This is a genomic window from Pseudomonas sp. W4I3, from assembly GCF_030816195.1.
In the GTDB taxonomy this organism is placed as follows: Bacteria; Pseudomonadota; Gammaproteobacteria; order Pseudomonadales; family Pseudomonadaceae; genus Aquipseudomonas.
Map to the genome: position 1 here is coordinate 2,127,336 of NZ_JAUSXS010000001.1, position 19,093 is coordinate 2,146,428.

The window sequence follows — 19,093 nt, forward strand, 5'->3', positions numbered from 1 at the left end:
CCTTCTTGACGAAGCACGGCTTGGAAAGGTCGCGAATGATATCGAGAATTATTGTTATTTGTCTCTGGTTATGTGGGAGTCAGTGCTATCGCAGCAATGCCTTCAGTTGCTCGGTCTCGGCTTCGCCCAGCGGGAACACCGGCAAGCGTGGATGGCCCACCTCCAGCCCGGTCAAGCGCAGCCCTGCCTTGATCGTCGCCGGCAACCCGCCCTTGAGGATGAATTGCAGCAAGGGCAACTGTCGATAAAACAGCGCTCGCGCCTGGTTCAAGTCGTTGGCCAGTACGGCCTGATACAAATCCAGGTTCAGTTGTGCAATCAAGTTCGGCGCTGCGGTGCACCAGCCGATGGCGCCGGCCGCGAACGCCTCCAGGGCCAGCGGGTTGCAGCCGTTGTAGAACGGCACGTCACTCTGGCGTTTCAACGCATGCATGCGCTGGATATCCCCAGTGCTCTCTTTGACCATGGTCACGTTCTCGACCGCTTTGAGAATGCGCAGGATCAGTTCGACCGACATGTCGGTGCCGCTGGTGGCCGGGTTGTTGTAGAGCATGATCGGCACGCCGACGCTGTCGCCAATCGCCGCGTAGTGGGCGAGGATTTCCGCCTCGCTGAGTTTCCAGTACGAGGCGGGCAGCACCATCACCCCATCGGCGCCGTGGTGTTCGGCGTAGCGGGCGCGGCGCACGGCCTTGGCGGTGGTCAGGTCGGACACGCTGACGATGGTCGGTACGCGTTTGGCAACCTTGTGCAGGCTGTAGGCGCTGACCTCATCCCATTCGGCATCGCTCAGGTAAGCCCCTTCGCCGGTGCTGCCCAAGGGGGCGATGGCGTGAACGCCGCTGTCGATCAAACGGTCGATGGAACGCCCGAGGGCGTCGAGGTCAACGCGCTGGCCGTCGGCGCTGAATGGGGTGATGGTGTAGCCGATAATGCCGTGAAGGGTGGGCTTGGACATAAGGGTGCTCCGCTCGTAAAAAGGCGATCAGTTCAGGCAATCGGCGTGTTGGCGCAGGTTTTGCCGGGCGTAGTAATTGAAGGCGGCGCCGTGGCGCTTGGGCTTGGAAATCCAGGCGTGGGCTTCGCGCCCCAACGTCGGCAGGATCGGTTTGATCGTGCCGGCCGCCATCGCCAGCAGCTGCAGCTTGGCGGCTCGCTCGATCAACTGCGCGATCACACAGGCTTCCTCGATGCTCGCCCCGGTAGACAATTGGCCGTGGTGCGAGAGCAGGATCGCGCGTTTGTCGCCCAGGGCGCTGGTGATGATTTCGCCCTCTTCGTTGCCCACCGGTACACCCGGCCAGGCTTGCAGGAACGCGCAGTCTTCGTACAGCGGGCAGAGGTCCATGTGCGACACCTGCAACGGCACTTCCAGCATCGACAATGCGGCGATGTGCGTTGGGTGCGTATGGATGATGCAGTTTACATCCGGCCGCCCACGGTACACCCAGGTGTGGAAACGATTGGCCGGGTTGGGAATGCCGTGGCCCTCGAGCACCTCAAGGTCTTCGTTGACCAGCAATAGGTTGCTGGCGGTGATCTCATCGAAGCCCAGGCCCAGCTGTTGGGTGTAGTAGGTGCCCGGCGTCGGCCCGCGCGCGGTGATCTGCCCGGCCAGGCCGGAGTCGTGCCCGTGTTCGAAGAGAATGCGGCAAGTGAGTGCCAGCTTTTGCCGGTCGGTCCACGTATTATCTGCCAGGCTGTTTTGCATCTGGATCAGTGCTTGCTTGACCAGTTGGTCTTTGGGAAGTGCTAATGTCTTGGCCATATGAGTGTGTCCTTTGGGTGAGCGCAAATGACACTTTAGATGCTATATGACACTTTGTGTCATTAGCAAGCATGGCTTTTCGTTTTCTGCAGGGATTAACCGCAGCGCATGTCTATCCGTTTGAAATTACTGAGAAAAAAACTTGGCGTGACGCTGGAAGCCCTGGCGGAAAAATCCGGGATGACTAAGAGTTACCTGTCGAAGGTCGAACGCGGGCTCAATACGCCGTCCATCGCCGCTGCGCTGAAACTGGCCAAGGCGCTGAATGTGAACGTCGAAGAGTTGTTCAGCGAAGAACGCGTCAGCCTCGACAGCTACAGCCTGGTGCGCAGCGATGAGCGGCCTGACACCTCGCCCGGTTACGCGGTGCTTGCCCATCAGGTCAGCGAGCGTAGCCTGTTGCCGTTCATCATCTACCCGCCGAAGGAATTTACGGACAAGACCTTCAAAGAGCATCTGGGCGAGGAGTTTTTGTTCGTGCATGAAGGCCGGGTGGAGGTGGACTTCATGACCGAGCGAGTGATTCTGGAACGCGGCGATGCGTTGCATTTCAACGCGCAGAAACCCCACCGGATTCGCTCGGTGGGGGAGGCGCAGGCGCAGTTGCTGGTGGTGGTGCACAGCGCAGAAGAATGATGCAGGCTGCATGTCAGTGAAGGCTTTTTGTAGGAGCGAGCTTGCTCGCGAAGAACTCATGGCCACCGCGTTTCATTCAGAATGAACGCGTTGCCTGGACGTTTTTCGCGAGCAAGCTCGCTCCTACAGTGGGCTACTTTCGCTTAACTGAAGCCCCCACAGCTTCAATCAGCGCTCGACCGGTACCGACAGCGCCGAGTTGCCAAGAGCATGAGTGCGTGCCGCAAAGAACTTCAGGTCCATCCCGCTACCGTCGAACAACTCACAATACCGGCGCTTTTGCTGACGAATAAACCCGTCGCTGCGCCCCGATACGGAAATCGCCAGGGTGGTAATGCTGGCCTGGCGTATTGCGTCCACCAGGTGTTTGTCCTGCGGCCCCAGGTCATGGCCGAAGATGCACAGCGCGCCCTGGTGGGTAAGTAACTGTTCATAGCAGAACGACAGGTAATCCGAACTGCGGATGGTCTTGAGCTTCTCCTGCACCTTGCCTTCGCTGACAAACAGCGGCACATCGTCCAGGGTCTTGATCGTGTTGTTGATCGCGAAGCTGCTGAGCAGCGTGCTGTCGGTGGACGGCAGTTTGCGCGCGCTGCCGTCGAGGTTGCGCACCAGGTGCAGGCCGCCGTGCAGGTACAGAATACGCGTGGCGTCGCTGCGGGTATCGCGCAGGTCGAAGCTTGAGTCGGGGCTGCGGAACAGGTCGTCGATACCGGGTGTGTGCAGGGTCGCCCAGTAGTTGAGCAGGTCGTAGTTGCTGGTGAACACCGTGGCGTAGCGGGCCAGTTCAGTGTTGATAGTCGCCAGGGTCGAGGGCTGCACCAGGCGCCAGGGGATATGCACGGCGTGGATCGTATTGATCAGCGCTTCCTTGATCGCGTAATAGCGATTGCGCGGTGCCGCCGAGCTGACCGCCAGGGCCTTGTTGACGCGGCTGGTGGTTTTCAAGGCGCCCAGGGCCTGCTCGAAACTGCGGGTTTGCAAGGCATCGAACACACTGAGTTCGGATGGGCTCAGGGGCTTTTCTTCCACCGTGCGAGCGTTTTCAAACAGCGAGTCGTAGGCAAAGTCTTCCCAGATCGCACGGCTTGCGCCATTGCCGATCAGAATCCCATTGAAGTCGATCGCGTCGCGCAGTGCGCTCCAGTCTTCAAGGTGGGCGTCAATATCCTGGAAGTCCTTCATTGCGGCGGGTCTACTCGAAATCGGCTGGACGGTGACTTTATCACGAGCCGGCGTTGATCCTGATCAAGATGCGGCAAGCGGTAGCGGTGGATTCTGTGGCTATAAAGCCCTTGAGGATCGACCATGAGCAGCACCTTCTTTATTCCCGCCGTCAATATCATGGGCATCGACTGCCTCGACGAAGCCATGATCGCCATCCGCAACTACGGCTTTCGCAAGGCGTTGATCGTGACGGACCAGGGCTTGTGCAAAGCCGGCGTGGCCAGCCTGATCGCCGAGAAGCTGGCGATGCAGGACATCGATTCGGTGGTCTACGATGGCGCCAGGCCCAACCCCACGGTGGACAACGTCGAGAAGGGCCTGGCGCTGCTGCAACAGAGCGGCTGCGATTTTGTCGTGTCCCTGGGCGGCGGATCGCCCCATGACTGCTCCAAGGGGATTGCCCTGTGCGCCACCAACGGCGGGCGTGTCGGCGACTATGAGGGCGTCGACCAGTCCAGCAAGCCGCAACTGCCGCTGGTGGCCATCAACACCACCGCCGGCACGGCCAGCGAGATGACCCGTTTCTGCATCATCACCGACGAGACCCGCCACGTGAAAATGGCCATCGTCGACCGCAACGTCACGCCGCTGCTGTCGGTCAACGATCCGGCCTTGATGGTCGCAATGCCCAAGGGCCTCACCGCCGCCACCGGCATGGATGCCTTGACGCACGCCATCGAAGCCTACGTGTCGACCGCCGCCACGCCAATCACCGACGCATGCGCCATCAAAGCCATCGAACTGATCAGCGCCAACCTGCGCCTGGCCGTACGCGACGGCAGCGACCTCGCCGCACGTGAAAACATGGCCTATGCGCAGTTTCTCGCGGGCATGGCGTTCAACAACGCGTCGCTGGGCTTTGTGCACGCCATGGCGCATCAGCTCGGCGGCCTGTACGACCTTCCCCACGGCGTGTGCAATGCGGTGCTGCTGCCCCACGTGCAGAGTTTCAATGCCAGTGTCAGCGCCAAACGCTTGAGTGACGTGGCGCGCGCGTTGGGTGCCGATATCAAAGGGATTACCCCGGAGGAAGGTGCGCAGGCCGCGATCGTCGCGATTCGTGCGCTGTCCCAAGACGTTGAAATCCCCGCCGGCCTGCGCGAACTCGGCGCCAAATTGCAGGATATTCCGCTGCTGGCAAGCAATGCACTGAAGGACGCGTGTGGCCTGACCAACCCACGGCGGGCAGATCAGCGTCAGATCGAGGAGATCTTTCGCAGCGCGTTTTGACAGGGGCAGCTTTGAGCTGCAAGCGTTAAGCTACACGCTGATTGCGTTCAACTGAGCATGATGCGTGCAGCTTGCCGCTGAGGTCCCCCATGAGAGTTCTATTATTCGGTGCCACCGGCATGGTCGGCCAGGGCGTGCTGCGCGAGTGCCTGCTGGCGCCCGATGTGCAGGAAGTGGTCGCGGTCGGTCGTACGCCGTTGACCCAGGAGCACGGTAAACTGCACCAGGTGTTGCACAGCGACATGCTGGATTTCCAGCCGCTGGAAAACCTGTTGCAAGGCTTTGATGCGTGCTTCTTCTGCCTGGGCGTTTCCTCGGCGGGCATGCGTGAAACCCAGTACACCCATCTCACCTACGACCTGACGTTGGTCGCCGCCAGCACCCTGGCGCGGCTCAATCCGCAGATGACGTTTATTTATGTGTCCGGCGCGGGCACTGACAGTTCGGAAATGGGCAAGTCGATGTGGGCGCGGGTCAAGGGCAAGACCGAGAATGCCTTGCTGCGCTTGCCGTTCAAGGCGGTCTACCTGTTCCGGCCGGGGATCATCCAGCCGTTGCATGGGGTACGTTCGAAGACGCCGCTGTACCAAGCGTTCTATAGCGTGCTTGGGCCGTTGCTCTCGTTTGTGCGTCGGATAAAGCCGAGCTGGGTCGTCAGCACCGAGACTGTTGGCCGTGCGATGTTGCAGGCGGTGAGCCATGGCGCGCCGCGACCCGTCGTGGAGCAGGGCGAGATCAATCACTTGGCGGCTGAGCGTCGCTGATGCTGCACAAGAGTCTGGTGCGCCGCCTTGACCTGATCACCCTGCAACTATTTGTCGCGGTGTTCGAGGAGGGCACCCTGACCCGTGCGGCGGCTCGCGAGGCCATCGCGGTGTCGGCGGCCAGCAAGCGCTTGATGGAGCTCGAACAGGTACTCGGGGTCAGCCTGTTCGTGCGCCGCGCCAAGGGCATGGACCTGACGGCGGCCGGCGAAACCTTGCTGCACCATGCGCGGCAGATGCTGTTCAATGTCGAGAAAATGGGCCTTGAACTGGGCGAACACAGTCATGGCGTGCGCGGCTATGTGCGGATGCTGGCCAACCTCTCGGCAATCATTCAGTTTCTTCCTGAAGACTTGCGCGACTTTTCCGCGTTGCACCCGCAAGTGAAGACCGACCTTGAAGAACGCCCCAGCAACGGTGTGGTGCAAGGCGTGCTGGATGGCGTGGCGGACCTGGGCATCTGCTCCAGTGATACCGACACCAAAGGCTTGCCCAGCGTGACCTATCGCCACGACAAACTGGTGGTGTTGATGCCCGCGGATCACGCGCTGGCGTCACGTGAGGCCGTGGCTTTCAGTGAGACTCTGGGCAGCGATTATGTCGGCCTGCACGCCGCCAGTTCGATCAATATGCGCACCCATGCCGCCGCGCGCGAGGCCGGCCAGATGCTGCGCCTGCGTATCCACGTGCCGGGGTTCGATGCGATGTGCCGAATGGTCCAGGCGAACATGGGCATCGGCATCCTGCCGCAAAAGGCCTATGAACTGTTCGGCCATGCGCTGGGTTTGCATGCGGTGCCGCTGACGGATGCCTGGTCGAACCGCAGCCTGATCCTGGTGGTGCGTGATGAGGCGCAGTTGTCGCCGGTCAGTCGGTTACTGTTTGATCATTTGAGCGTTCGCGTTTAACGAACGCATCTTGCCAACTGACGGTTGGATTTTTCCTGTGTGAGTCCTCTAGCCTTGGTGCACATTCCAAGAATAAGAGGTACACCCGATGACGGCTCCCCTGAGCGGTATCAAGGTGATCGAGATCGGCACCCTGATTGCCGCGCCATTCGCGGCGCGAGTGATGGCCGAGTTTGGTGCCGAGGTAATCAAGATCGAAGCCATGGGGCAGGGCGATCCGCTTCGCAAATGGCGAAAGCTGCACGAAGGCACGTCGCTGTGGTGGTACCTGCAGTCGCGCAACAAGAAGTCCCTGGCCCTGGACCTCAAGTCGCCGGAAGGCTTGAGCCTGATCAAGCAATTGCTCGGCGACGCCGACGTGCTGATCGAGAACCTGCGCCCCGGTGGCCTGGAAAAACTCGGCCTGGGTTGGGACGTGCTGCACGCCCTCAACCCCAAGCTGACCCTGGTGCGCATCTCCGGCTATGGCCAGACCGGCCCCTATCGCGACCGCCCGGGCTTCGGTGCGATTGGCGAGGCCATGGGCGGCATTCGCTACACCACCGGCAACCCGGATTCGCCCCCGGCGCGGGTCGGCGTGAGCCTGGGGGATTCCCTTGCGTCGTTGCACGGGGTGATCGGCGCGCTGATGTCGCTGCTGCGGGTCAAGACCGGCCAGGGTGACGGGCAGATCGTCGACGTGTCCCTGGCAGAGAGTGTGTTCAACCTGATGGAAAGCCTGGTGCCCGAATACGACATGCTCGGCCATGTGCGTGAGCGCAGCGGCGGGGCCTTGCCTGGTATCGCGCCGTCCAATACCTACCTGACTGCTGACGGCGCCTATGTGGTGATCGCCGGCAACAGCGACCCGATCTACAAACGCCTGATGACCACCATTGGCCGCGCCGACCTGGCCGAGGCGCCTGAGTTCGCCCACAACGATGGGCGTGCGGCAAAGAGTGGTTTGCTGGACGCGGCGATTACTCACTGGACCAGCAGCCTGCCCATCGAGCAGGTGCTCAGCGCCCTGGAGGCCGCCGAAGTGCCGGCCGGGCGTATCTATTCGGTGGCGGACATTGTCAGCGACCCGCACTACCAGGCGCGCGATATGCTGCTCGATGCCGAGTTACCCGGCGGTGTGTCGGTGAAGATGCCCGGCATCGTGCCCAAACTCTCGGAAACACCCGGCGCGGTGAACTGGCAAGGCCCTGCGCTGGGCCAGCATACCGATGACATCCTCGGCGGCCTGGGCCTGACCGGCGCCGATATCCAACGTCTGAAAAATTCGGGAGTGGTGCAATGATCACCGATTATTCCGACCCGCTGATCGTGCAGGAAGTCTCCCCGCGCGACGGCCTGCAGATCGAGCCGACCTGGGTCGACACCGCTGACAAGATCGCGCTGATCAACCAGCTTTCCCGTGCCGGTTTTTCGCGCATCGAAGCCGGGTCGTTCGTCTCGCCCAAAGCCATACCGGCCCTGCGCGATGGCGAGCAGGTCTTTCAAGGCATCGAGCGCACGCCTGGTGTGATCTACGTGGCGCTGATCCCCAATCTCAAGGGCGCCCAACGCGCCATCGCATCCCGCGCCGATGAGTTGAACCTGGTGATGTCCGCCAGCCAGACCCATAACCTGGCGAACATGCGCATGCGCTGCGAGGCGTCCCTGGCTGCCTTCGGCGATGTCGCACGCTTTGCCGCCGACCACCCGGTGCGCCTCAATGGCAGCATCGCTACGACCTTCGGCTGTCCGTTCGAAGGCAAGATCGATGAAGACCGGGTGCTGCAGATTGTCGATGCTTATCGCGAGCTGGGCATCCAGGGCATCACCCTGGCGGACACCACGGGCATGGCCAACCCGCGGCAGGTCGAACGCTTGGTCAAGCGTGTGCTGACGCGTATACCGGCCGGCGATCTGACCCTGCATTTCCATAACACCCGCGGCCTGGGCTTGTGCAATGTGCTGGCCGCCTACGAAGCCGGCGCGCGGCGTTTTGATGCGGCGCTCGGTGGCCTGGGCGGTTGCCCGTTTGCGCCGGGTGCGTCGGGCAATATCTGCACGGAAGACCTGGTCAACCTGTGCGAAGAGGTCGGCATTCACACTGGTATTGACCTGCCGCACTTGCTGCACATGTCCCGCCGCCTGCCCGCATTGCTGGGCCATGCATTGCCCGGCCAGGTGGCCAAGGCCGGGCGCAACAGTGACCTGCATCCACCGCCTGAATACATCGCCGCTTTGTAGATTCGTACCAGACAACAAAAACAATCGGACGCCTGTGAGCAGTCCGCTGGAGACACACATGAGCACTAATACGTTAGAGGCCGGCGCGCGCCCGGCTGCCGAGATCGACGCGGAAAAAGCCCTGGTCAGCAAGGTCGCCTGGCGCCTGATGCCGCTGATCATGGTCTGCTATCTGTTCGCGTTTTTTGACCGCATCAACATCAGCTTCGCCAAGTTCCAGTTGCAGGCGGATCTGGGCCTGAGTGACACCGCCTATGGCCTGGGCGCCGGCTTGTTTGTGGTGGGTTACGTGATCTTCGAAGTGCCCAGCAACATGATGCTCTACAAGGTCGGCGCGCGGCGCTGGATCGCGCGGATCATGATGTCCTGGGGCCTGGCCACGGCGGCCATGGTCTTTGTCACCGCCGAATGGCAGTTTTATGGGTTGCGCTTCATCATCGGCGCGATGGAGGCCGGGTTTGCACCGGGGGTGCTGTATTACCTGACGCTGTGGTTCCCGCAGCACTTCAGGGGGCGCATCACGTCAATGCTGTTTCTGGCGTCGGCGTTTGCGGGCCTGGTGGGCGCGCCGTTCTCCGGGCTGGTGCTGGAGCACCTCGACGGTGTGCTGCAAATGCGCGGCTGGCATTGGTTATTCCTGCTCGGTGGCCTGCCGTGCATCGGCCTGGGCTTGCTGGTGCTGATGCTGCTCAAGGATCGCATTGAAGACGCCCATTGGCTGACGAGCGCCGAGAAAGCCTTGCTGTCGAGCCGGATCGCCAAACATGAGCCCAACCAGCACGGTGGTTCGCTGTGGTCGGCGATGCGCATTCCCGGTTTCCTGATGCTCGGCTTCATCTACTTTCTGATTCAGGTCGCGTCCTACGGCCTGAACTTCTGGGCACCGCAGTTGATCCGCAGCGCCGGCACCCAGAGCCCGGTGATGATCGGCCTGCTCACGGCGATTCCCTACATATGCGGTGCGATCAGCATGGTGGTGATCGGACGCTTGTCGGACGCGACCGGCGAACGCCGCAAGTTTGTCTGTGGGCTGGTGGTGTTGGGCGCGGTGGGGTTCTTCAGTGCCGGGATCTTCGCCGACCACACCACCTTCTTGATCATCGCCTTGGGCATGCTCGGCGCGGGCATCATCGCGTCGATCCCGACCTTCTGGACCCTGCCGCCCAAATTGCTGGCCGGTGCCGGCGCGGGGGCGGCGGGTGGGATCGCGGTGATCAATACCCTGGGCCAGTTCGGCGGCATTGTCAGCCCGGTGATGGTGGGGCGGATCAAGGACCTTACCGGCAGCACCACGCCGGCGCTGTATGTGATCGGCGTGTGCGCGTTGCTCGCAGCCGCGTTGCTGCTGTGGGGCTTGCCGCATAAGTTGCGCACCCTGGATAAAGGCTGATCAGCCCGCCGGTGCCAATGCACGGGCCGGTGTGGTACTGAACTGAATCAGCGCCACGCCGCCCATCAACAGCAACGCCCCCAGCACACGGGGCGTTGTGAGTGGGCGCTGCGCCAGACCGAACAGCCCGAAGTGGTCGAGCAGCAGTGACGCCAGCATCTGCCCGGCCATGGCCAGGGCAATGAACCCGGAGGCGCCCAGCTTGGGCAGCAGCACCAGTGCCAGCGAGATAAAGCACACCCCGAATGCGCCACCGGCCCACATCCACAGCGGCGCCTGGGTCACAAATGCCAGGCTCGGCAAGGGCAGGCGCAGTGCGACGATCACCGGCAGCAACACGATGATGCTCACCAACAGCGACGCCAGCGTCGCCCACAACGGGTGGCCGAGCCCGCGACCCAGGTTGGCGTTGATCGCACTTTGAAACGGCACCATGGCCCCGGCGATCACCGCCAGCAGCAAAAAGCCCAGCCAATGCAATGTGGTCATGTCGAATCTCCCAAAGGTTTTGCTGGACTCTAGGTTATTCGTCGCGCAAATTTAAATTCCGAGTTCTTATGCCGAGCATGCAGCTGATGAATGATCTCAGGCGCGTCGACCTCAACCTGCTGGTGGTGCTCGACGCGTTGCTCAGCGAGCAACACGTCACCCGCGCCGCCGAACGGCTGCACCTGAGCCAACCGGCGGTCAGCCATGCGCTGGCGCGCTTGCGTGACCTGCTGGGTGACCCGTTGCTGGTGCGCCAGGGTGGCTCTTTGATACCGACTGCCCGTGCGCTGGAACTGGCCACGCCGTTGGCAGAGGCGCTGGCCCAGGTGCAGGCATTGCTGGCGCCGAACCGCTTTGATCCGGCTTTGGCCAAGCGTCGGTTTCGCGTGGCGATGTCGGACTACGGCGCGGCGATTTTCCTGCCTGGTTTGGTGCGCCTGTTGCGCCGTGAAGCGCCAGGCATCGACGTGCAGGTCATCCAGGCCAGCCGCGAAGGCATGGTCGACGGCGTGCTCAATGGCGACCTGGACCTGGCCGCCGGGGTTTTCCCTGACCTGCCTGCCGAACTGCGCACCACGCCATTATTCGAAGAGCATTACACTTGCGTGGTCGACCGCGACAGCTTGCCGGCAACGGGTGTGCTGGACCTGCCCACCTACTTGTCACGCCCCCATGTCCTGCTGGAAATGCGCGGCAGCGGCACGCCGGAAATCGAGCGTGCGCTGGCCGCGATTCGTGAGCGGCGGCACGTGGCCGTCAGCCTGCCGCACTGGGGGGTGGCGCCGCAGTTGATTCAGGGCACGGATTTGATTCTGACCGTCTCGTCCCGAGGCCTGCTGAATATTGATCACGCTCATCTGATTGCGGTGCCACCGCCGTTTCATATTCCATCGTTTGCGTTTGAGCTGGCCTGGCATGCGCGACGCGGTGGAGACGCAGGGTTGCAGTGGTTGAGTGAGCGGGTGCAAGGTGTGCTGTCTGGTCATGAACCCTAGGAAAAATACGGAAGAATGGCGCGATAACCGCAGTGAAGGCGCCTCGTTCTATTTTCTCGACCCCGATGGCCATAAGCTCGAACTTCATGTGGGCGACCTGGCCTCGCGGCTGCAGGCTTGTCGCGCCAAGCCTTATGCCGGCATGAGGTTTTACCCTTAGCCTGTTAAGGCAGTGCCTGCGCCTTTGAACGGCTATCGGTGGGTGGTCGACGCCCAGCGTGCGCGTACGCGGTATCAGCGTCACGAAATCCTCATTGCCAAACGGTACGGCCAGCAAGCCTGCCTGTTTTTGTCACGACCGTTCGTCGCACTGGAAAGTTTTTTCTAAACCTTTGCCGCCCGTAAAATTCGAATCCAGGGCGAGGTGCAATTGCCTCGCACTCATTTTTGCCCTGGAGGAACTCATCATGAGCCGCATGGCTATCCGGTTACGCACCGCCAGTTTCGCGATGCTGCTGGGCCTCGGCGCCAGCAATGCTTTCGCCCAGACGCCTGCCGAATTTATCGAGCAGGCTTCGGCCAAAGGCATGGCCGATATCGAAACCAGTCGCATGGCCCACGCCAGGACCTCGTCCCAGGAAATCAAGGATTACACCATCGAGGTGATCAACGAGCGCACCCTGGCCAACCAGCACCTGGCGGCTATTGCGAAAAAACTCGACTTGCCGGTGGCCCCGCGCGAGAAGATCGTGGACAAAGCCGAAACCCTGATGCCCGAACTCAAGGACGGCGACTCTTTCGACGCCGCCTATACCGCGCAGCAGGTCAAGGAAAGTGAAGACGCCATCGCCCTGTTCAAGCAGGAAGGTGCTGCGTCGTCAGTGCCGGAGATAAAAGCGCTGGTGGATGAAACGCTGCCCAAGCTGGAGGAGCGTCTGCAAAAAGCCCGCGCCCTGGCATCGACCTACGGCAAGGGGCACCAAGGCGACGGTTGACTCTGTCGCTGGACATGAAAACGGCGGTTGGATCCTCTCCAACCGCCGTTTTTTTAGGCCTGGTTCAAATCGGTTTTGTGCTGGGCAGCGTCGGCGGCGGGGCCACTGCTGCTGTAGGGGTTCAAGCCGCCGGCTTTGCCGATATCGCGATATTCCTGGCGCAGTTTTTCAAGCTCTTTACGGTCCAGGCCGTCCAGGCTCAACACGGCGTTCTGCGCATCCTTGGACACACGCAACAACTCGTCGATCTTGATGTGCAGGATGTCATTGTCGCGGTTCTGGGTGTTCTGGATCAGGAACACCATCAGGAAGGTGATGATGGTGGTCGAGGTGTTGATGATCAGTTGCCAGGTGTCGTTGTAGTGAAAGTACGGCCCGCTCAGGCTCCACGCCAGGATCAATGCCACCGCCGTGTAGAACGTCCGGGGGCTCCCGGCCCAGCGCGAAAGGGTTTGGGAGACTGCGGAGAATTTCATGACCGTTTTCCTCAAAAGGGGGGTGATGAAAATACTGACCGCAGGCCGTCGCTGAAATTTCTTTTTACAACTTAATCTTCGGACGAGAGACTTCGAGTCTTACCCGCAATGCCGCCGTCAGAACGGCATTTTTACCTGACTGCGGTCCTCAAGCGTCAACAGATACTGCTTAGCCTCAAGCCCTCCGGCGAACCCGGTCAGCCCGCCCGAAGCCCCCACCACTCGGTGACACGGTGCGATGATTGAAATCGGATTACGCCCATTCGCCGCGCCGACCGCGCGCACGGCTTTGGGGTTGCCGATCTGCTGGGCTATCTGGCTGTAGCTGCGGGTTTCGCCGAAGGGAATGGTCAGCAGCGCCTGCCAGACTTGTTTCTGAAAGTCGGTGCCGGCGAAGTCCAGCTCCAGCTCGAACTGGCGGCGTGTTCCGGCGAAGTATTGCGTCAGTTGACGTTCGGCTTCCACTAACACCGGGTTGTGATTGGCCTCGAGCCGTTCACCCAGGCGCACACGGTTGGCGCGCTCTGTTTCCCAGAGGATGGCGCCAAGTTTGCCCTGGCGCGCCACCAGGGTGAGTTCGCCGACAGGGGAGGGCATCAGTTTGTACTCGTAGTGCATGAGCGGGCTCCTCGAAGGAATGTGCAAGCGTACAACGCCACTGTAGGCCCGTCAGCGTATGTGCAAACTACGTTTCTTGCGCTCGAATTCTCGGATCGTTCCCACGCGTGGGAACGAGCAAGCGTGGTTAGTCCTAAAGAACCGAATTCAGCGAAAACGGAATGCGCAACCCACCAATCGGCCCTTCGCGGACCCCGCACATCTCATCGTGCACGCTGTGTTGCACCAGCACGCAGGGAAACGCGGGCAACCCATGCAGCAGGTCGCGCAAGTGAGTGGTGGAGCGGATGCGCAGCGGCTGTTGATCATCGCCCAGCAGCGTCTTCTCGACGCTGTCCAGCCGGACCCGCGCCAGGTAAAAGCCGCCCTCCAGCGAAAGCAACTGCAGCTCGGTGATATGTCCCTTCACGGCCAGCTCGGTGAGCATTTGCACGTTCATGACTCGCCCCTCATTCAGTGTTTACTGACGCCGAAAAAACAACGTGACCTGACCCCATTCGACGCCGAACTTGGACATGCTCGAACGGTTGATCAAAGTGTCTTCGTCCATCAGGTACATCCAGTCGTCAAAGCTGACTTCGTACACCGAACCGTCTACCGGCAGGTTGAGCCGGTAGCGCCACCGCAGCGCGTTGCCGGCCACTTCGCCGATGGCCTCGCCCACCACATCTCCAGCCCGCCCACGCCAGCGGTTCGGGCCATCGGGCGTGAGCGTCCATACCCGACGCTGACGTGTGCCGTCGCTGTACAGAAAGCGTTCGTCGAGAATCAGATTATTGCCCTCGCGCCAGCTGGCAATATCCACTTCAAAGCGCTTGGCCACTTCGCCGGAACGCTTTTCGAAGATGCCCCAGGCCTTGACCGGTTTACTGAAGAAGCGCTCAAGGTCCAGGGACGGTTGCTGGTCGGCGTAGTGCTCGACGCCGACGCCAGTGCAACTGCACAGGCTCAGCATCAAGAACAGTGAAGCCAGAAGACGTAGCATGGCCCTGCTCCTCGATCGCGCCAGGCGGAGTGTCCGCGCTCAAGTTTTAATACTTGTACATATTTTAAGATTTGTACAGGTTTGCTCGGCGGCGAGGAGACAGGTGTCATCGGTAGCTGAACGACGGCCATAAAAAAACCGGCCACCAGGGGCCGGTTTCTTATGCATCCCGTGTCCGCCAGGGCGTGACAGGAAAGCCAATGTGAGTGGAGCGGGTAGAGGGAATCGAACCCTCAACTAAAGCTTGGGAAGCTTTCGTTTTACCACTAAACTATACCCGCTCAAAGCGGCTGACTTTGTACCAGATGTTCACCTGGATTTGAAGTTTTTCTTCGAAAAAATCGCAAGTTGCGCCCGCACCCTCCGCCGATAAGCGGTGCCACTGCAGGAACCTGCTCCTACAGTGGGCCTCACTTCAGACCGCAAATGCATGTTGCGTCTGACCGGGTTGATAGCGTAACCGACTCACCGGTCGCTGCCCCTTCAAGAAACCTACCACTGCCTCCCGACTGTCCCGGCACGCGGCTTTGTGCTCCATGTCCAGGAAATGCCCCGTGGCCTGGACAGTGCTGAAGCTGCTGTTGGTTATATGCTGCCCAAACAGCCTGGCATCCTGGGCACTGGTGTACTCGTCCCATTCGCCGTTCACGAACAGCACCGGAATATCGATCTGCCTGGCAGCATTGAGGTAGCACAACCGGTCGCTGTTGAGCACGTGGCTGATGTGGAAGTGCATCTGGCCGTATTCGTGCTCGGCCAGGCTGCTCACGTGCTTGTAGTTGAAACGCTTGAACAGTGACGGCAGGTGTTTGCCGATGGTGCTGTTGACCAGATGGCCGACGCGGTCGCGGTCGAGGTTGCCGAGGTAGTCGACGCCGCGTTCGAGGTAGTCGCGCATGGGCGCGTTGATCACCGGAGAGAACGAACTGATCACGGCCTTCTCAACGCGTTGCGGGCGTTGGGCGAGGGCGAGCAGGGTAGCGGCACCCGCCCCACGAGAAGGAGAGCACGTGTTCGGCGGCAAAGCGGTCGATCAGCTCCAGCAGGATCTGGCCTTCGACTTCCTTGGTCAGCATCCGCTCGTGGCGGTTGTGGATTTTGGAGCGGCCGGCGTAGGGCTGGTCGTACAACACCACATTGAACTGCGGGTACAGGCTTTTTACGGTCTGGGCGAAAGAGGCCGTGGTGGCCATCGAGCCGTTGACCAGGATGATGGTCTTTTCAGCGGCATCCGCGCGATAGAACTCCGTGTAAACCCGGTACTGACCCTGTATATCCAACACAGCGATTTCTGGCCTCATGTCGTAAGACTCCTGGCAAGCGGGTAGGGCGCGCAAACAACTTTGCACGAGCTTTATGACAGGTAGGCATACGCCTGGAAGATGAGCGCCCATGTCGGTCCGATTGCGGCAGGCCGACAGCGGTTGTCAGGGCGGGTGGTTTGCCGGGAAAGCCCGTTGATCAAGCGCGGGCGGGGCAAGGTGTTTCTTGGAGGTTATAGGTGACTCGCCGGTCATGGCTGAACGGTTGAAGTTGATTCAAGCACAGACTCGGCAGGCCGCAAGCTGCTTGGCTGGGTTTTCGCTGCCAGCGGCTGAACGGTCGTCAGACTTGCCGGATTTCGTCGTCAGTCAGGGCTCGGTACTCACCTGGCGCAAGAGACGTATCCAGTTGCAGCGGCCCCATGCGCTCACGATGCAACGCGATCACCTTGTTATCGAAGTGCCCGAACATGCGTTTGACCTGGTGATAACGGCCTTCGATGATGCTCAACCGCGCCGTGTTCGGCCCCAGTAATGCCAGTTCGGCGGGTTGGGTGGTGAGGTCTTCGAATGCGAAGTACAGGCCAGCCTTGAAGGTCTCTGCGTACTCGGGGCCGATTGGCTGCTCTGTTTCCACGCGGTAGACCTTGGGCAGCTTGGTGGACGGTTGGGTCAGGCGCCGCGACCACTGCCCATCGTTGGTGATCAAGATCAGCCCGGTGGTGTTGTAATCCAGACGCCCCGCAATATGCAGCGTGTGTTTGTCCGGCTCATCGAGCAGGTCGAGCACGGTAGGGTGTTGCGGATCCGAGGTGGCGCTGACGCAGCCTTGTGGCTTATGCAGCATGAAATAGCGCGCCTGTGTGCCGGCCTGTAGCATTTCGCCATCCACGCACACCCGGCTGAACGCACGTACTTCATGGTGGGGATCACTGACTGTCACACCGTCAACGCTGACGCGACGCTCCACCAACAGCAGCCGTACCTGCTTGCGATTGAATCGCGGCAGGTTGCTGAGAAACCGATCAACGCGCATCAGGGGTTCGCAACTGCTCGTCCACTTGGGCGCAACGCGGGCACAGGCAGGCCTTATTACGCAGTTCGTCAGGTAGCGCCTGAAGTACTGCCGGGTCGATGCTGACACTGAAGCACCAGCACGCCCGGTCAGCCGTACGTGGGTCGGCCAGGGTGCAGTCGTTGACGGCGCCGCAAGCGGGGCAAAGTGTGGGTGTGGTCATGGCAGGGTCGGGCTGTATCAGAAGGTGTGCGTGGCCTTGCACGATACAGCGCCGACCTGCGGCGGGCTACTTACAGTTTGAACTTGCTGACCAGCACGCTGAACGAGGTAGCCAGGCGCGACAGGTCCTGACTTGAGGCGTTGGTTTGATGCGCGCCGGCGGCGGTCTGGGTCGACAGGTCCTGGATATTGAGCAGGTTGCGGTCGACTTCACGCGCAACCTGGGCCTGTTCCTCCGACGCGGAAGCGATCACCAGGTTGCGTTCGTTGATCATCGCCACGCTGGCGGTGATACGTTCCAGCGCTTGGCCGGCGTTCTGCGCCATCGCCTGGGTGTTATTGGCCCAGTTCAGGCTCTTGTTCATCGCGGCGACAGCTTCATCGGCACCGATCTGCACGTTACCGATCATTTTTTCAATGTCCACCGTGGACACCTGGGTGCGATGGGCCAGTGCCCGAACTTCATCGGCGACCACCGCAAACCCGCGGCCCCTGCTCACCTGCACGGGCTGCCTCGATCGCGGCGTTCAGGGCCAGCAGGTTGGTTTGGTCGGCAATCCCACGGATGACATCAATCACCTTGCCGATCTCCCGTACCTGGTTGGCAAGACCCTCCACCGACTGCGTCGAATCGGTGATCTCCACCACCATCGAATTCATGCCGGAGACGGCCTGTGCCACTTGCGCTCGACCCTCCTCGGCTTCGGTGGTGGCCTGGTTTGATGCTTGCGAGGTAGACACCGCGTTGCCGGCCACTTCGTCGACGGCTGCGGTCATCTGGTTCACCGCCGTGGCGGCTTGTTGAATTTCGTCATTCTGACGGGTCAGGCCGCGGGTGCTTTCTTCAGTAACCGCGCTGAGTTCCTCGGCTGCGGAAGCCAGTTGATCGGAGGCGTTGGCGATCTCCAGCAGGGTATGCTTCAAGCCACCCTGCATGTCTGACAGTGCCATCAGCAATTGCCCGGCTTCATCGGTGCGCTCAGTGGTAATGGCCTGGGTCAGGTCGCCCCCGGCGATACGTTGTGCGCTTGTTACGGCCTGGGCGATAGGGCGCGTGATCAGGCGCGTAATCAGCGTGCCGACGATGAGGGCGATGATGAAGGCCAGAACGATGCCGCTGATCATCCAGGTAAGCGCACTGTTGCGCAGTGCCTGGGCGGCGACTGCGCCTTCGTTGATCTGGCGGCTGTTGGAGTCGACCATGATGCGGATCAGTTCGCGGGCCTGGCGGAACAGCTCATTATTGGTGGTGTTGAGCTCCGCGCGGGCCTGGTCGACCTGGCCCTTGTCGAGCATCGTCAGCACACGCTCGGAGCTACTGAGGTAGGTCGGCCAGACCTGGTCGAACTTGTCACCCGCCACTCGTTCATCCTCTTCCAGTGGCGTTGCGCGGTAGGCCGCGTATGCCGTCTGGCTGCGCTTGAGTTCGTTGGCGATGTCCTGGCGCACGCGGTCGCGGTCTTGCTGGCTGACGTGGCCGTTATCGGCATCCAGTAACCGGTACAAGCCTCGGTTGTGGGCGACCACGCCGTTGAGGGTGGCGGCGGTGTTGCCCACGGACACCAGGTTGTTGGAAAACGTGGATTCCAGGGCTGTAGAGAGCCGGACAACCCCTTTGATGCCCAGCAGGCCCACCCCTAGGGTGACCATGGCACACAGGAAAAATGAGAGCAGCAGTTTGGCGGAGATTTTCATGGCGCGAATCCGACGATAGGGAGCGGGAAGGGCACACTAGGGCCTCCCTGGCATTGTGCAGTATCACAATGACATCATCCAGGCCGGCAAAGTTTCTCTTCGACGAAAATGGCTGAAACGATACAGCCCGCGTTGGCGCCCAGGGCCACGTGAGAGGGCCTGCGCGTTGATGTATCAAGTTGTTACTAAAACGCACCAGATGTTGTTTTTGATGTCAGATATTTCGTCATTCGGTGCAAGCTGAATGCCGCTCTCCAG

The 19,093-nt window shown here is 61.0% G+C and carries 19 protein-coding genes, 1 tRNA gene and 3 pseudogenes; 10 read left to right on the plus strand and 13 right to left on the minus strand.

All coding sequences use genetic code 11. The features are described 5' to 3' along the window. Nucleotides 1–85: 85 nt before the first annotated feature. Both QF045_RS09640 and QF045_RS09645 read right to left on the minus strand, forming a co-directional pair. Nucleotides 86–958: a dihydrodipicolinate synthase family protein gene (locus tag QF045_RS09640; protein ID WP_306491999.1), complete on the minus strand. Its 873-nt coding sequence runs from the start codon at nt 956–958 to the stop codon at nt 86–88. Nucleotides 959–985: 27 nt separating this feature from the next. After that, nucleotides 986–1,768, minus strand: coding sequence for an aldolase (locus QF045_RS09645; RefSeq protein ID WP_306492000.1), 783 nt, complete (start codon nt 1,766–1,768; stop codon nt 986–988). Between the two features lie 108 nt (nt 1,769–1,876). Between QF045_RS09645 and QF045_RS09650 the strand changes: the two genes are divergently transcribed. Then, on the plus strand, nt 1,877–2,404 hold the full coding sequence (locus tag QF045_RS09650) for a helix-turn-helix domain-containing protein (RefSeq protein WP_306492001.1): 528 nt from the start codon (nt 1,877–1,879) through the stop codon (nt 2,402–2,404). Nucleotides 2,405–2,572: 168 nt separating this feature from the next. Here the strand turns inward: QF045_RS09650 and QF045_RS09655 are convergent, their stop codons facing one another. Continuing rightward, nucleotides 2,573–3,589 carry a DUF4917 family protein gene (locus QF045_RS09655; protein ID WP_306492002.1) on the minus strand — a complete coding sequence of 339 codons (1,017 nt, stop codon included), beginning with the start codon at nt 3,587–3,589 and terminating at the stop codon, nt 2,573–2,575. Between the two features lie 123 nt (nt 3,590–3,712). On the opposite strand from QF045_RS09655, the gene yiaY reads away from it, so the two are divergent. The 6 genes from yiaY (at nt 3,713) to QF045_RS09685 (ending at nt 10,143) form a co-directional block, all read left to right on the plus strand. After that, entirely contained in the window at nt 3,713–4,861 is a 1,149-nt protein-coding gene (yiaY, locus tag QF045_RS09660; RefSeq protein ID WP_306492003.1) for an L-threonine dehydrogenase, read from the plus strand. A gap of 89 nt (nt 4,862–4,950) precedes the next feature. Further along, nucleotides 4,951–5,625: an NAD(P)H-binding protein gene (locus tag QF045_RS09665; protein WP_306492004.1), complete on the plus strand. Its 675-nt coding sequence runs from the start codon at nt 4,951–4,953 to the stop codon at nt 5,623–5,625. Further along, a complete protein-coding gene (locus QF045_RS09670) occupies nt 5,625–6,533 on the plus strand; it encodes a LysR family transcriptional regulator (protein ID WP_306492005.1) in 909 nt (302 codons plus the stop codon). The genes QF045_RS09665 and QF045_RS09670 overlap by 1 nt, the downstream gene beginning before the upstream one ends. An 88-nt stretch (nt 6,534–6,621) precedes the next feature. Next, nucleotides 6,622–7,815: a CaiB/BaiF CoA-transferase family protein gene (locus QF045_RS09675; RefSeq protein WP_306492006.1), complete on the plus strand. Its 1,194-nt coding sequence runs from the start codon at nt 6,622–6,624 to the stop codon at nt 7,813–7,815. Next, the gene (locus tag QF045_RS09680) at nt 7,812–8,753 is read left to right on the plus strand and encodes a hydroxymethylglutaryl-CoA lyase (RefSeq protein WP_306492007.1); all 942 of its coding nucleotides are present in this window, start codon (nt 7,812–7,814) and stop codon (nt 8,751–8,753) included. The genes QF045_RS09675 and QF045_RS09680 overlap by 4 nt, the downstream gene beginning before the upstream one ends. 58 nt (nt 8,754–8,811) lie before the next feature. Further along, complete coding sequence (locus QF045_RS09685) at nt 8,812–10,143, plus strand: MFS transporter (RefSeq protein WP_306492008.1); 1,332 nt, start codon at nt 8,812–8,814, stop codon at nt 10,141–10,143. Here the strand turns inward: QF045_RS09685 and QF045_RS09690 are convergent, their stop codons facing one another. Then, entirely contained in the window at nt 10,144–10,632 is a 489-nt protein-coding gene (locus QF045_RS09690) for a DMT family transporter (protein ID WP_306492009.1), read from the minus strand. 68 nt (nt 10,633–10,700) lie between these two features. Between QF045_RS09690 and QF045_RS09695 the strand changes: the two genes are divergently transcribed. From QF045_RS09695 to QF045_RS09705, 3 genes and pseudogenes are all read left to right on the plus strand, one after another. Then, nucleotides 10,701–11,627 carry a LysR family transcriptional regulator gene (locus QF045_RS09695; RefSeq protein WP_306492010.1) on the plus strand — a complete coding sequence of 309 codons (927 nt, stop codon included), beginning with the start codon at nt 10,701–10,703 and terminating at the stop codon, nt 11,625–11,627. 13 nt (nt 11,628–11,640) lie between these two features. Beyond that, nucleotides 11,641–11,787 (plus strand): annotated as a pseudogene (locus QF045_RS09700) (glutathione transferase); the annotation flags it as partial. Between the two features lie 247 nt (nt 11,788–12,034). Beyond that, nucleotides 12,035–12,562: a DUF4142 domain-containing protein gene (locus QF045_RS09705; RefSeq protein ID WP_306492011.1), complete on the plus strand. Its 528-nt coding sequence runs from the start codon at nt 12,035–12,037 to the stop codon at nt 12,560–12,562. Between the two features lie 53 nt (nt 12,563–12,615). Here QF045_RS09705 and QF045_RS09710 read toward each other — a convergent pair whose 3' ends face one another. The 9 genes and pseudogenes from QF045_RS09710 to QF045_RS09750 form a co-directional block, all read right to left on the minus strand. Next, a complete protein-coding gene (locus QF045_RS09710) occupies nt 12,616–13,038 on the minus strand; it encodes a low affinity iron permease family protein (protein WP_306492012.1) in 423 nt (140 codons plus the stop codon). A gap of 117 nt (nt 13,039–13,155) precedes the next feature. Continuing rightward, the gene (locus QF045_RS09715; protein WP_306492013.1) at nt 13,156–13,656 is read right to left on the minus strand and encodes a methylated-DNA--[protein]-cysteine S-methyltransferase; all 501 of its coding nucleotides are present in this window, start codon (nt 13,654–13,656) and stop codon (nt 13,156–13,158) included. 133 nt (nt 13,657–13,789) lie between these two features. Next, nucleotides 13,790–14,095 carry a DUF6482 family protein gene (locus QF045_RS09720; protein ID WP_306492014.1) on the minus strand — a complete coding sequence of 102 codons (306 nt, stop codon included), beginning with the start codon at nt 14,093–14,095 and terminating at the stop codon, nt 13,790–13,792. A gap of 21 nt (nt 14,096–14,116) precedes the next feature. Further along, a complete protein-coding gene (locus QF045_RS09725; protein WP_306492015.1) occupies nt 14,117–14,641 on the minus strand; it encodes a DUF3833 domain-containing protein in 525 nt (174 codons plus the stop codon). A 207-nt stretch (nt 14,642–14,848) separates the two neighbouring features. Continuing rightward, nucleotides 14,849–14,922 (minus strand) — tRNA-Gly (locus QF045_RS09730). A 134-nt stretch (nt 14,923–15,056) separates the two neighbouring features. Beyond that, nucleotides 15,057–15,942 (minus strand): annotated as a pseudogene (locus QF045_RS09735) (alpha/beta fold hydrolase). A 304-nt stretch (nt 15,943–16,246) separates the two neighbouring features. Then, entirely contained in the window at nt 16,247–16,939 is a 693-nt protein-coding gene (locus QF045_RS09740; protein WP_306492016.1) for a pseudouridine synthase, read from the minus strand. Continuing rightward, complete coding sequence (locus tag QF045_RS09745; protein ID WP_306492017.1) at nt 16,929–17,141, minus strand: cysteine-rich CWC family protein; 213 nt, start codon at nt 17,139–17,141, stop codon at nt 16,929–16,931. The genes QF045_RS09740 and QF045_RS09745 overlap by 11 nt, the downstream gene beginning before the upstream one ends. A gap of 70 nt (nt 17,142–17,211) precedes the next feature. Continuing rightward, a pseudogene (locus tag QF045_RS09750) lies at nt 17,212–18,835 on the minus strand (methyl-accepting chemotaxis protein). Between the last annotated feature and the right edge of the window lie 258 nt (nt 18,836–19,093).